General features: G+C 45.8%; 13 protein-coding genes and 1 riboswitch. All 13 genes read left to right on the forward strand.

From position 1 onward, the window contains the following. Nucleotides 1-74: 74 nt before the first annotated feature. On the forward strand, nucleotides 75-485 hold the full coding sequence (locus ABD894_RS11390) for a Dabb family protein (protein WP_345211154.1): 411 nt from the start codon (nucleotides 75-77) through the stop codon (nucleotides 483-485). 163 nt (nucleotides 486-648) lie between these two features. Further along, nucleotides 649-1,554, forward strand: coding sequence for a helix-turn-helix domain-containing protein (locus ABD894_RS11395; protein WP_345211155.1), 906 nt, complete (start codon nucleotides 649-651; stop codon nucleotides 1,552-1,554). Between the two features lie 78 nt (nucleotides 1,555-1,632). Then, nucleotides 1,633-2,535 carry an oxidoreductase gene (locus tag ABD894_RS11400; protein ID WP_345211156.1) on the forward strand — a complete coding sequence of 301 codons (903 nt, stop codon included), beginning with the start codon at nucleotides 1,633-1,635 and terminating at the stop codon, nucleotides 2,533-2,535. 544 nt (nucleotides 2,536-3,079) lie between these two features. Beyond that, nucleotides 3,080-5,359, forward strand: coding sequence for a GH92 family glycosyl hydrolase (locus ABD894_RS11405; RefSeq protein WP_345211157.1), 2,280 nt, complete (start codon nucleotides 3,080-3,082; stop codon nucleotides 5,357-5,359). A 141-nt stretch (nucleotides 5,360-5,500) separates the two neighbouring features. Next, nucleotides 5,501-6,691 carry a metallophosphoesterase gene (locus ABD894_RS11410; protein WP_345211158.1) on the forward strand — a complete coding sequence of 397 codons (1,191 nt, stop codon included), beginning with the start codon at nucleotides 5,501-5,503 and terminating at the stop codon, nucleotides 6,689-6,691. A 1-nt stretch (nucleotide 6,692) separates the two neighbouring features. Beyond that, entirely contained in the window at nucleotides 6,693-7,157 is a 465-nt protein-coding gene (locus ABD894_RS11415) for a hypothetical protein (RefSeq protein WP_345211159.1), read from the forward strand. Between the two features lie 161 nt (nucleotides 7,158-7,318). Next, the gene (locus tag ABD894_RS11420) at nucleotides 7,319-8,728 is read left to right on the forward strand and encodes a DUF3943 domain-containing protein (RefSeq protein WP_345211160.1); all 1,410 of its coding nucleotides are present in this window, start codon (nucleotides 7,319-7,321) and stop codon (nucleotides 8,726-8,728) included. 106 nt (nucleotides 8,729-8,834) lie between these two features. After that, nucleotides 8,835-10,547 (forward strand): FAD/NAD(P)-binding protein, encoded by a 1,713-nt coding sequence (locus ABD894_RS11425; RefSeq protein WP_345211161.1) that lies wholly within the window; start codon nucleotides 8,835-8,837, stop codon nucleotides 10,545-10,547. Nucleotides 10,548-10,575: 28 nt separating this feature from the next. Continuing rightward, on the forward strand, nucleotides 10,576-11,160 hold the full coding sequence (locus ABD894_RS11430; protein WP_345211162.1) for a DUF1543 domain-containing protein: 585 nt from the start codon (nucleotides 10,576-10,578) through the stop codon (nucleotides 11,158-11,160). A gap of 41 nt (nucleotides 11,161-11,201) precedes the next feature. Next, nucleotides 11,202-11,302, forward strand: a riboswitch (TPP riboswitch). Nucleotides 11,303-11,403: 101 nt separating this feature from the next. Then, a complete protein-coding gene (locus ABD894_RS11435) occupies nucleotides 11,404-12,123 on the forward strand; it encodes a class I SAM-dependent methyltransferase (RefSeq protein ID WP_345211163.1) in 720 nt (239 codons plus the stop codon). A gap of 9 nt (nucleotides 12,124-12,132) precedes the next feature. Continuing rightward, on the forward strand, nucleotides 12,133-13,179 hold the full coding sequence (locus ABD894_RS11440; protein WP_345211164.1) for an AIR synthase family protein: 1,047 nt from the start codon (nucleotides 12,133-12,135) through the stop codon (nucleotides 13,177-13,179). Beyond that, the gene (locus ABD894_RS11445) at nucleotides 13,176-13,820 is read left to right on the forward strand and encodes a thiamine phosphate synthase (protein WP_345211165.1); all 645 of its coding nucleotides are present in this window, start codon (nucleotides 13,176-13,178) and stop codon (nucleotides 13,818-13,820) included. The genes ABD894_RS11440 and ABD894_RS11445 overlap by 4 nt, the downstream gene beginning before the upstream one ends. Nucleotides 13,821-13,830: 10 nt before the next feature. Continuing rightward, nucleotides 13,831-14,109: a Trm112 family protein gene (locus tag ABD894_RS11450; RefSeq protein ID WP_345211166.1), complete on the forward strand. Its 279-nt coding sequence runs from the start codon at nucleotides 13,831-13,833 to the stop codon at nucleotides 14,107-14,109. Nucleotides 14,110-14,139: the final 30 nt, after the last annotated feature.

The following is a 14,139-nucleotide window of genomic DNA, read 5'->3' on the forward strand; positions in this document are numbered from 1 at the left end:
TATAAATTGAATAACCCGGCATCATCCCTACTTAATTAAATTATACATAAATTAAGCCTTTTATTATATCCATTATGAAAGCAATAAACAGGCGAAAATTTATAGCCACAGGTACGGTTTTAGCAACAACCGCCGCCGCGGCATCAGCAAACAATTTAGTTATGACCAAAGAGACTTACCCTATTGTTCACCATGTGTTCTTCTGGCTTAAAAACCCGGCTTCAACTGCCGACAGGGACAAGTTGGTAGAAGGTGTAAAAACACTATCAAAAATTGAAACTGTACACTCGCTGCGTGTAGGCATAGTGGCCGGCACCGAAAAACGCGACGTGGTTGATAACAGCTGGGGCGTATCTGAACTGATATTTTTTAAAGACCTCGCCGGGCAAGCCACTTACCAAACCCACCCCGTACACTTGGCCTTCGTAAAAAACTATAGTCATTTATGGGAAAAGGTGATCGTTTACGATGCCACTGAAGCTTAATTAATATTACGAAAGCCGAACATGAGGTTCGGCTTTCGTATTTTCAACGCATTCGGCCTCATTTAATTCCCTATTCACTATCAATTCACCACTCCCCACTAACCAACCGTCACTCACTCACTCACTGCCCGTTCACCATTTGATTTATGTACATTTGTAATTAATGAAACTTGTTGAATTACCGGCTTTTTATAAACTGCTTAATGAAAATTTAAGACCTGTGCCCGATGAGATAGGTCATTTTAATATTTTCAAGGTAGAAGATCTTTTGCTGCCACAGCAACAACGGCCGGTTAATTACAGTCGCCGTAATTTTTTTAAGATAAGTTTGGTTACCGGGCGCAGCAAAATATACTATGCCGATCAGTGTATTGAAGTGGCCGATACCGCACTGGTTTTCACTAATCCTTTGATCCCCTATTTTTGGGAACGCATAAGCGCACAGCACAGCGGTTATGTGTGCATTTTTACCGAAGCCTTTTTTAACCGGTTCGAGCATATTAAGGATTATCCCGTTTTTCATTCTGCCGATGCAGCCATCATACCATTATCTGCAGATGAAAAACCTTATTACACCAGCCTGTTTAACAGGATGTTTGATGAGTTACACGGCGACTATGCCTATAAGTATAACCTGCTGCGCAACCTGTTAATGGAGATTGTACACGGCGCGCAAAAAATGCAGCCCGCTATTGGTAACCCGGCCACCGGCTCAAACGCCGCGGAACGCATCGCTTCGTTGTTTGCAGAGTTACTGGAACGCCAATTTCCTATTGAAATGATAGACCAGGTTATTCAACTCAATACCCCATCGGCTTTTGCCAAACAGCTTAACATACACGTTAACCACCTCAACAAAGCACTGAAAGAAATTACCGGTCAAAGTACCTCACAGCTCATTAACCACCGCATAGCCCAAGAGGCTAAGATCCTGCTGAAAAGCACCAACTGGACCATCAATGAAATTGCATGGAGCCTCGGCTTTAAGGAGCCTAATCATTTTTCAGGCTTTTTTAAAAAGATGGCTCAAACCACACCCAAAAAGTTCCGCCAGTTGAATATTGATTGATTTTTGTAGTTTTTGGATTTATATCCGTTAAACTGCCGCCATATAATACCTCAACTTTGTGCCATAAATATTTTAATTATGTGGACAACAGAAAACATCCCCAACTTAACCGGCAAAGTAGCCATGGTAACCGGGGCAAATACAGGTATTGGATTTGAAACCGCGCTGGCACTATACAAAGCAGGCGCGCATGTAATACTCGCCTGCCGCAGCTCGGCCAATGCAGAACAGGCGGTTACCCGTTTGCAGGCAACCGGCGGAACTGGTTCTTTAGAAACTGCGCTATTCGATCTGGGCAGTATCGATTCGGTAAAACAGTTCGCTGCGCAATTTTTAAAAACGCACCGGCAATTGGACATACTTATTAATAATGCGGGTGTGATGATTCCGCCTGCATCAAAAACCGTGGATGGCTTTGAATTGCAGTTTGGGGTGAATGTGATAGGCCACTTCGCGCTTACCGGCAGTTTGTACCCTTTGCTTAAAGCAACGCCATTTTCGCGAGTAATTACGGTAAGCAGTGGCGCATACCTGCGCGGCAGTATTGATTTTGATAATTTAAGATCAGAGGTATCTTACGATGCCATGCGCGAATACAGCCAAAGCAAACTGGGCAATCTCCTGTTCTCGCTCGAACTGCAACGCCGCATCAATGCGGCAAAACATAATGTACTATCCATAGCGGCCCAGCCCGGCGCCAATAAAACCGACCTTGCCCGCCACATGACGGATGAAGAGTACAAAGCCGCGATTGAACGTGTTGGCGAACTGATGGAACCATGGCAAGGTGCCTTATCGCAACTTTACGCCGCCGTTGATGCCCGCGCGTTGGGCGGTGCATTGTATGGCCCGGATCAGGATAACGGTTACCGTGGCTTCCCCTCACAATCGGTTATTACCGCTAATGGTGTGGATGAAGCCGCTGCCATAAAACTATGGGAACTTGCTGAAGAAGTTACAGGCATAAGCTTTCCGGGTTAAGAGTAAATCTTGAGTCTTATTAAACGCCTGTCATTACATTGACAGGCGTTCAATTCGCCCCTACCGTCAGCAAACAGCTTCGGGTGAAAACGGGCAGAACTGTATTGGCCATGAGCGCAAAGGCGGGCATAGGAACTTGTTGCATGTGAGGAGGAAATGCGCGGCGAAGCATGGGGCAAAAGTTCCAGCCCTAAGTTCTGCACGGTTTGCAGCGAAGGCCTTATGCGGCAAAGAAGCCTTTTGCTGGACAAGGGTTTATTCGCGGTTGTTTGTTTTTTATTGGTGTTCATGAGATCGCTTCGCTTAGTATGTTACTTTTGCCCTCAAAAGTAATGGGGCTCTGCGCCCAAGAGCAGGCTGACGTTGATTACAGCACTATCCTAACATGAAAGAAGCACAAAACGCGACGAGATTGCTTCGTCCCTCGCAATGACAATATTGTTTAAAACCATTTTTTTATTTAATTATGTATATATGTACATACAATTAAAATGAAGTGTTATATTGCAGGCGTTTTTGTACTTTATTAGCCTGTAAACCATACATGAATATACTTAAAACCGCCTTATTGTTTTACCTGCTTTCGGGAGCGTATGCCAATAGCTACGCGCAGGTAAAAAAAGAACCTGTTGATTATGTTGATCCCTTTATTGGCACCTCCAACAGCCGGTGGATGCTGTTTCCGGGGGCTACCATGCCTAACGGGATGGTGAAGCTTAGTCCGGATAACCAGGGAGATGTTTGGCAGGGCGGTTATGAGTATTCGGTAGGTAGTATACATGGTTTTACGCATATCCATGGGTGGACAATGGCCGGCTTACTCACCATGCCTACCAACGGCGACCTTGCCCTGAAACCGGGCACACCCGATGAACCTTTTAAGGGAGCAAATGCAGGCTATCACTCCCGTTTCAGGCACGATCAGGAACATGCTTCACCGGGATATTATTCGGTATACCTGCTCGATTCGCGCATTAAAGCTGAACTTACCGCTACAGAAAGAACCGGCGTACAACGCTATCATCTGCCTAAAGACAGCAGCAACCGGGTAATGATACAGCTCAATATGCCTACCGAATATGGTTTGGAGCTGCGCGATGCCGTGATCACCAAAATATCAAATACCGAAGTGCAGGGTTACGCCCGTTCATCATGCGCGGGTTTTAACGAATACACCCTGTACTTTGTAATGCAGTTCAGCAAGGCGTTTTCCGGGTTTCATGGTTATGTGAACCAGCAGGAAACCAAGGGCGACAAAGAAGTAAAAGGCAGCAAAGACTTGGGCGCGTATGTGACCTACCCTACTGCCAAATCCGAACAGCTGATCATCAAAACCGGGATCTCATTTGTAAGTATAGATCAGGCGAGATCAAATCTCGATATCGAACTAAAAGATTTCAACTGGGATTTTGATAAGCTGGTAAAAAGCAACCGCGCCAAGTGGAACGGCATTTTGAAAACGATTGTTGTTGATGGCAAGAGCGAAGCAGATAAAACTAAATTCTACACCAACTTTTACCGTTGCTTTACCGGCAAAATGATCATGAGTGATGCCAACGGCAAATATACCGATGCCTGCGAAAATGTGCAGCAACTCCCCGCCCATCGTAAAGCGATGATAGGCGGTGATGCCTTTTGGAACACCTACTGGAATTTGAACCTGCTGTGGACGCTCACCTCGCCCGAAACTGTTGAAGACCTGACCGGCACCCAACTGGAAATGTATGAAAAAACAGGGTGGCTCTCAAAAGGCCCGGCCGGTGTGGAATATTCGGGAATTATGGAGGGCTCGCACGAAATGGCGCTCATTACCAGCGCTTACCTGAAAGGCATTGTAAAAACCGATGCTGAATTGGCTTATGCTGCCATGAAAAAGAATATGGAAGTTGAGCCGCAACCTGCCTGCGGCGGTAATCCGGGTAACCCGCAGATAACTTCTTATGCCAAGCTGGGCTTTGTGCCGGTTGAAAAAGGTGCTACCTCCAAAACACTCGATTACGCTTTCGACGATTGGTGCGTTGCCCAAATGGCGAAACTGCTGAACAAAACCGATGATTATAACTTCTTCCTGAAACGTGCTGACAGTTGGAAAAATGTATTCGATCCTAAAAGCAGGTACGTAATCCCAAAAAATGCTGATGGCTCATTCATAGATAATTTCGACCTGTTTTCGGTAAACCACTTTGTAGAAGGTAACTCGTGGCAGTATTCGTTTTATGTTCCGCATGATATAAAGGGCCTGGTAAAATTTGTAAGTGAAACCACCTTTTTAAACAGGCTCGAAACAGGCTTTAAAAAATCAGAACAACATAAATTTGCCGCTCACGCGCTTGATCGCACCATGGAGCAATCTGCCGAGTACTACATCAACCATGGTAACGAGGTGAACATGCAGGCAGCTTACTTGTTCAATTATACTTCAAAACCATACCTTACCCAATATTATACCCGCAAACTGCTGGATACTTTTTATGACGATTCGCCTTACGTAGGCTGGAACGGCGACGAAGATGAAGGCCAGATGGGTGCCTGGTTTGTGCTAAGCTCGCTTGGTATATTTGAAATGAACGGCAGCACCTCTCCCGATCTGCGGATAGACCTTACCAGTCCGCTTTTTAATTACGTCAAGATCAATCTGAACACTAAATACTTTAAAGGCAAGCAGTTTATTATCAAGGCATACAATAATTCGCCAAAAAACATTTACATCCAATCGATAAAGTTGAATGGCAAGGTATTGAATACTAACTACATCAGCTTTAAGGATATAACCGCCGGTGGTCAGCTCGAATTATATATGGCAGCTACGCCGAAAACCAAGTAAATATTCCTGATTAAAAAATGACGATGGGTATTTAAAATAACCTTTAATTTACCTGTAGCAAAAAATATAGACGATTGCTTAAAATGTTTTGAAGCGGCAATCGTCTATATAAGCAAACACATTGCATTTTTTAATTTCTACATGGCAAAAAGACTTCCCCTAATACTCCTCCTTTGGTTATTTACTGATATTTATTTTTATAACGCAATTGAAACCCTTTCCTATAACAACCTGCTGCGCTGGGGTTACTGGCTTATTGACTTTACACTCATCGCCGGGCTTATAGCCGTTATATTTGCGCGCCGGGTTAACCGCAATCCGCAGCAATTGGTTACCTGGTTAATGGCGCTGATGCTGTTATCATTTGTGCCAAGGCTATTTTCGATGCCGTTATTGTTACTTGAAGATATTACCCGCCTTTTCAGGGGCTTCCCGCCGCGTTCGGCTATAGTAAGCGAGTTGACATTGGCTTTGGCATTGTTCATCTTCGGCTCGTTGCTATTTGGTATTACCCGCGGCAGGCATTTTTACAAGGTGCGCCGCGAAACCATATACTTCCCCGATCTGCCGGAGGCATTCGACGGCTTCACCATCACCCAGTTATCTGATATTCATTCTGGTAGCTTCAGCGATGCGCAGGGAGTGCAGAAAGGCATCGACCTGGTGAACGAACAGAAAAGCGATATCATATTTTTCACGGGCGACCTGGTAAACAACAAGGCATCAGAAATGGATCCGTGGATCCCGTATTTCTCTCAACTGAGCGCTCCCTTTGGCAAATATTCGGTACTGGGCAATCATGATTACGGCGATTACATCCCGTGGGAAAGCAAAGAACTTCAGCAGGCTAATTTAAAAAGACTTAAGGAAGTGCATGGCGATATCGGTTTCAAGCTACTGCTTAACGAAACCGTTAAGATACATAAAGGCGACCAGTCGATCTCGCTTATCGGCGTAGAGAACTGGGGCAAGGGCGGTTTCCACAAATACGGCGACCTGCAAAAAGCCACCGCCCAAATATCCGGCGACTCGTTCAATATCCTCCTCTCGCACGACCCTTCACATTGGGAAGCGGTAACTCTTGGCCATGAGCAGCATATTCATTTAACCTTTGCAGGCCATACGCACGGTATGCAGTTCGGTATCGAGCTGTTTGGCTTTAAATGGAGCCCTATCAAATACGTGTACAAGCAATGGGCGGGGCTATACCAGCAAAGCGGCAAGTACCTGTATGTAAACCGTGGCTTCGGCTTTTTGGGATTAAAAGGCCGTGTAGGTATATGGCCCGAAATAGCAGTGATCACCTTAAAACGACAAGTAAAAAAGGCATAATATGTATCCCCTGTTTTTAGCTTTACATTCGCTGGTGCGCTGGCTGGTTTTGCTGAGCCTGCTATTCTCCATATTCCGCTCGTATAGTGGCTGGTTAAAAAAGAAAACCTACACGGGCTTTGATAATACGGTAAGGCACATTACCGCCACCATAGCGCATATACAGTTGATTATTGGTGTAGCATTATATTTTATCAGCCCAATAGTCAGCTACTTTTTGCACAACTTTAAAGAGGCGGTACACATGCGCCAGATCCGCTTTTTTGGTATGGAGCATGTTACCATGATGCTCACCGGCATTGTGCTCGTCACCATAGGTTCGGCAAAAGCCAAAAGGAAACTTACCGATAATGATAAATTTCGTACACAGGCTGTATGGTTCACCATAGGTTTGCTGGTTATATTATCATCAATTCCGTGGGCGTTTTCACCGCTTATCAGCAGGCCGTGGTTCAGGCCATTCTGATGGGTTGATGATGCGGCAATTGTCAAATTAATTTAATAAAACGGGCTTAACAGCATCAGTTTGGCATTAAGCCTATGTTAGCGTAAAACAAACGATAGGTTAACAGGGTATTATCCTCATTAAAAAAATTGATTGCCGAAATTTCACAGCGCGTTTATTTGATGATCTCTACAACTACTAAAAAACTACTGTTTATAGCTATTCTGTTTATCTACCAAAAAACATTTGCACAACAGCCCCCCATTTATAACGACCAGGTATTTAAAACCAACTTGTTTAAAAAGCCTGTAAAAGACACCTCTGTAGTAAAAAAACATTTCGGCCGGGCAGCGTTTGAATTGGGCCTTGCCGAAGTGATTCCCTGGACTTATGACCGCTACGTAGCCCAGGTTGATTACGCTAAAATATCATGGAAAACCGTAGGGCATAATATAAAGCCCGGTAGCTGGAGCTGGGATAACGACCCTTTTCAAACCAATCAGTTTGGGCATCCTTACCACGGCAGCCAGTTTTTCAACGCCTTTCGTACCAATGGTTATAGCTTTTGGCAGTCGGCACAGGCGGCGGTAGTGGGCAGTTATTTATGGGAAACCTTTGCCGAAAACCAAGCTCCTTCTCCTAATGATTTTGTGAATACCAGCTTCGGAGGTATTGTATTAGGCGAGATGACCTATCGCTTATCCAACAAAATAGTGAACAATAATAGTCGTGGTTTTAAAAGGCAGGTGAGCGAAGTAATGGGCTTTATCGTTAGTCCGATGAATGGCTTGAACCGCATTTTGGATGGTAAATGGGGCAAGGTATCGGGACTTGCCAAGCGCGATTCATCAAAAATAAGCGCCGAATTTGATATCGGTTTAAGAAAGTTTAATGCCGATGAAAGCAATCTCATTACCTCCGGCAGGTTTGGCTGGTACGGTCATGCGCGCTTTATTTATGGCACGCCTTATGAAGATTATGATACCCCTTTTAGCAACATTACCATTAATGCCGAGTTCGGGCAGGATGACAGTACCAAGGTGAATGTGATCAGCGTGTATGGTTCACTGGCAGGCTGGGAAATAAAATCGACAGGGCGTACGCAGCATCTCGCCATACTATCGGCCAATTACGATTACATCCGTAACGAGGCATTCTTTTATGGCGCGCAAAGCGTAAAAATGAACCTGTACTCCAACTATAACATCTCTAAAAAAATAAAAGCGAACACCACATTGGGAGCCGGTCCGGTGATACTGGCCGCCGTACCCGACCCCTACCTGTACAAAGGCCGCAACTATAATTACGGACCGGGCTTTGCTATTAACGGCGGCGGCGGGTTTAACATAGCCAATAAATTCTTTTACAACTTTTATTACCGTGGCGGCTGGATGAAAACACTTAATGGCAACGAGTCGAGTTATTTTCTGCATACTGTATCAACCGAAGTGAGTTATGCCATTGTGAAAGACCTGCTGATTGCCGTTGAACCGGGCTATTTTACCCTGCGCGGTACGTATAAGGATTACCCCGACGTGAACCGTAATTATCCTTATTTAAGAATATCAACGAGGTATATGGTTAACCTGTAAAAGGTTATTTTTTCCAAACAAACAAGCCCGGCTGTTTGTACTTATTCAGCATTTATGTTATTGTGCTTTTCCTGCTGATACCGTTCAACCATTTACTATAATTTAATTGAAAACTATTTTACGTATTGCTATACTGGGTGGCGGCCCGGCCGGTTTGTTTCTGTTTAAAAAACTGCTCGATAGCGGCAGGGATGACATCGCTATCGATATTTTCGAGAAGAAAAAGCAGTTGGGTCCGGGGATGCCCTACAGCCACGATGGCGCTAACGATGAACACATCACCAACATATCCGACAATGAGATACCGCACCTGGTTACTTCCATTGTTGATTGGATAAAAACCGTTGACCGTGATACCCTGCACCGCTTTAAGATCGATCCCGACGAATTTCATGAATACGAAGTGCTGCCAAGGCTGTTATTCGGCAGGTATCTTGCGCATCAATTTGTGCTGCTACAGCAGATAGCCAAAGAGAAAGGCATCGAAGTAAACGCCCGTTTCAGTTGCCGGGTAACCGATGTGGCAGATTATCCCGAACAAAACATCACCCTTGTGGATACTGCCGACCATGGCAAATTTGAGTTCGATAGGGTGATCGTCAGTACCGGGCATTGCTGGCCGTTAAAGCATGAGGGCACTATACCGGGTTATTTTGATTCGCCTTATCCGCCGGCAAAATTGCAGTTCAGGGCCAATCATCCGGTGGCTATAAAGGGGGCTTCGCTAACAGCAATTGATGCCATACGTACGCTGGCCATGCATAACGGCACCTTTGTACATGAAGACAACAAACGCCCGGTTTTCAAGTTAGCCGATGACAGTCCGGATTTTAAAATTGTGATGCACTCCCGCAATGGCTTGCTGCCTGCTATCAGGTTCCATTTGGAGGAATCGCTGGTTACGCAGGACGCGCTGCTTAGTCCCGAAGAGATTAAGGCCAACCGTGGTGCTAACGAGGGTTTTCTGCAATTGGATTACGTATTTGAAAAGAGTTTTAAGGATAGCTTTCGCGATAAACAACCGGAAATCTATGAGCAGATAAAGGACATGCGCATGGAAGATTTTGTGACGGCTATGATGGACCGCCGCGAAAAGCGCGATGCCTTTGAACTATTTGAAGCCGAATACGAAGAAGCAGAGCAATCAATAAAACGGCACGAATCTATATACTGGAAAGAGATGCTGGCCGAATTGAGCTATGTGATGAACTATCCCGCAAAATACTTTTCGGCCGAGGATATGCTGCGTTTGAAAAAGGTGCTGATGCCGCTGATTTCCATAGTTATAGCTTTTGTGCCTCAGAGTTCGGCAGAAGTGATACTGGCGCTCCATGAGGCCGATGTGCTCGATCTGATATCGGTAGATGACGACAGCCGGGTTGAACCTGTTGAAAAAGGCGGCATCATTTACCATTATACCGATTGCGACGGACAGCAATGCGACAAACACTATGAAACCTTTATTGATAGTGTAGGCCAACCGCCGCTGCCTTTCAGCGAACTGCCTTATAAAAGTTTGATCGACAAACATACGGTTAGTCCGGCGAAGCTGCAGTTCAGGGATAATGATGCCGCACGGGAAATAATGGAGAAAGGCAATACCGATGTGGAAGCCGATGCCAAAGGGAACTATTATTTAAAAGTGCCGGGAGTTACCATTAACGATTGTTTCCAGGTGGTGGACAGCTACGGCGCGTATAACGAACGTATTTACATGATGGCCGTACCTTACATTGGCGGCTACAACCCCGATTACTCCGGGCTTGATTTTTGTGATACCGCGTCTAATTGTATTGCTAAAAGTATGCTGGGCAGTTGATCTGTCCGGCTATTCAATTATTATTAACATGACTACCATACAACAGGCATCGCCCCAACTTAAATTATACCTGCTGCTGTTAGGCTCAAAAGCACCGCAGCGCAATGTAGAACAGCACGATTATTTTTTCGCGATAGCAACAAGCTTAAAAGAACTGGTGCCCGAAATAAAAGCCTTTTGGCCCGAAGCAGGCAACAGCATCCATTTAGATGGCTGGCGCGAAGTGAACGTGGTTGAAGGTTACCAAATCAAAGCGGTGCTAAAAGAGGAGGCCGGTGCAGAATCAGCGGAGCAACTCTTTTTTATCAATTTAGGCGGATACCAGCATGGTAAACTGGAAGAGCAGCATTATACCCTGCTCACCGTGCAAACAGATAGGGCGTTAGCGGTACAGCATGCCAAGAAAACCGTGTTCTTTAAAACCAATACCATCAAGGGTGCTAACTCGCATATCGATGAAAAATACGGTATAGATGTGGATGATATTTATCGGATAGAAGAAATATTAAGTCCGGCTCAAAAAGCTAAGTACCATATTCAAATAACGCCCGCCCAAGGGTTGGCCGAAGATGAGATTCACCTGGGCTATTTTAAACTGGAAAAACTGGTTTAATATGCGTTTTGCCAAGCCGCCAAATTAACTATATTTGCTTTCATACTTGCACGGGGTGCTTTTACTGTTTGGTAAAGGCTGAGATAATACCCGATAACCTGATACGGATAATACCGGCGTAGGAATGCATGGGCATAATTAGATCAACGTTTCAGCATAAGCTGTATTTGTATACTAAAAAGCCTTGTCCCCTGTACCGCATTACCGGCGCAGCGGGCAAGGCTTTTAACATTTACAGCATTTATGGAAACATTACCCCAAAACAATTTCGGGCTCATTACCCGCGACCTCAGCAACTGGCAGGGCCGTAAAGAATGGTTTTTTAACCGCGAACATACCGATACTTACGAGCAATGGTACGAGGGCCGTTACAAACGCGCCGAAGTATGGCAAAAGAAAGTAATGGGCCAGCTATTGGGCAAGGATACCCGCGTTAAAGAACTGCTGGAATTTGGCTGCGGCACTACCCGCTTTACCCGCTGGTGGCATGAGATAGGTATTGAAGCCACAGGCGGCGATATCTCCCCTTTTATGCTGGGGCAGGCCGTGCACCTGTTCAACGGCGACCTGGTAAATGCCGACTCGCACTTTATGCCTTTTAAAGACCATACGTTTGATGCGGTAGCATTCATTACCACTTTTGAGTATTACCGCGACCCGGTGCAGGTGATACGCGAAGCTGCCCGTGTAGGTAAACACGGCATTGCCTTTGGCATGATGAATCGCAATTCGCCCAAAGTATTGCGCAGGCGTGTGCAGCAAATGTTCGGTAAAAACCCGTTTTATGTAACGGCTACTTTTTATACGCCGGCATTGCTCATTCAAAAAATAGACGAAGCCCTGCAAGGCCGTCAGTATAGTGTAGAGTGGACTTGTACAGGCTTACCAAAATGGTTCCCGGTGCAACAGTGGGGTGTGCCCGTTGGCGACTTCTTCGGTTTATATGTTAAACTGCTCGATTAATTTACACCCATGGCATTATCAGGAAAAATAGACCATCCGGGTTTTGAGCAGATCATTTTACCTTACTGCGGGCACCATCGCTCCGAGGTAAAAAGCGGCCCCGCCTTTGGGGTTGATGTATCGCTTATTGAATTGCCCGGCGAACTCGGGCTGGCACTCACCAGCGATCCGTTGTCGCTTATCCCCTCACTTGGCTTACAGGAGTCGGCATGGTTATCGGCGCACCTTATGGCTAATGATATGGCCACCACCGGCTTTGCTCCGCAATATGCGCAAATGGTACTTAACCTGCCGCCTACTCTCACCGAGGACGATTTTAAAACCTACTGGGAGTTTGTGCATCAATACTGTAAAGCTATTGGCGTAGCCATAACCGGCGGGCATACCGGCAGCATTGAAGGGCAAAACTCCACCATTGCAGGTGGCGGCACTATGGTGCTAACCGCTCCTTTTCACGAGATATTATTGAGCAAATATGCCCGCCCCGGCGATGCAATTATTGTTACCAAGCAATGCGCCATGTCATCTGCCGCTATACTGACCATGAGCTTCCCGGATACGGTGAAGAACAAACTCGGTATCGAAATTTATAATGAAGGCTGCGCGCTCTTTTATCAAACATCATCATTAGCTGACGCCCTCGCGGCAAAAGCAGTCAGTCCAACAGGATTGGCAGCCATGCACGATGTTACCGAAGGCGGCATATTAGGCGCTATTTACGAAATGGCCATAGCATCGGGCAACGGGGTATTGGTTTACAATGATCAACTCCCCATCGGCGAAGCACAGCGAGAAATTTGTGGATTGTTTGATCTTGATCCTCGTTTCTGCATTGGCGCGGGTGCTATGGTAATGGCTGCCGATCCGGCTTATGCCCCTGCAATAGTCGAGCACTTGCAAGCGCAGGGTATCGGCGCGACTATTGTAGGCGAGCTGAAAGAACAAGCGCACGGCTGCTTATTGGTAGAAAATGGCACAGCCAACCCGATGCCCTACTACAGCAAAGACCCTTACTGGGCAGCTTTTTATAACGCTTATAAAAACGGATGGAAATGATGAAAACAAAGCAACAAGCTATTGCCGGTGGCATCTACCTGGTCATCAATCCGGCAATGGATGAAGATGTACTGCTCAATAAACTTACAGCTGCCTTACGTGGCGGCTTACAGGCGGTGCAATTGTGGGATAACTGGGCTCCGGGTGCAGATAAGCACGCGCTGATCAATAAAGCAGGCGAATTATGCCAAAGCTATGATGTTCCGTTACTCATCAATAACGATTGGCAATTACTGATTGAAAATCCATTATTGAACGGGATTCACTTTGATGAAATACCTGATGATATCGCTGCCATACGGGCACAGGTGAGTCGTGAATTTATTGCCGGCATAACCTGTTCGGATGATCTGCTACCGGTAACCTACGCCAATGAGAATAGCTTTGATTACATATCGTTTTGCGCCATGTTCCCGTCGCCATCCGCCGGGAGTTGCAGCATTGTGATGCCCGAAACGGTGAGGCAGGCAAGAGCGCTTACCGCTATGCCCCTGTTTGTATCGGGCGGAATTACACCGGCCAATGCGGGGCAATTAAAAGTTACCGTTCCGTTTGATGGCATAGCCGTAATATCGGGCATTATGAGTGCCGACGACCCTGAAGAAATAATTAAACAATATAAAGATGCCGCAGGCATTTAAACCGATTGATATGAGATTAAAAACCATTGAAAAGCTTTGCTGCCCTTTTGATAAGGCAGATCTTACCCTACAAATATTCGCCCAAACCATCGACCATAACATTACCGAGGGCTTACTGAGCTGCGCCACCTGTCGCCGCAATTATCCCATTATTTATGGCGTACCCATCATGGCGCCTGATGAATACCGCCAGTTAAAACTGGAGCAACCCGTAGTACAGCAATGGCAGCTTGAACACGGCATCAGCGAAATACAGTTATTGCCTTTTGTGAGCACTACCACCGTTTAATATAAAACCGCGAAGGCTGCCTTTTTGGGG

It is taken from the genome of Mucilaginibacter gynuensis (genome assembly GCF_039541195.1).
Classification (GTDB): domain Bacteria; phylum Bacteroidota; class Bacteroidia; order Sphingobacteriales; family Sphingobacteriaceae; genus Mucilaginibacter; species Mucilaginibacter gynuensis.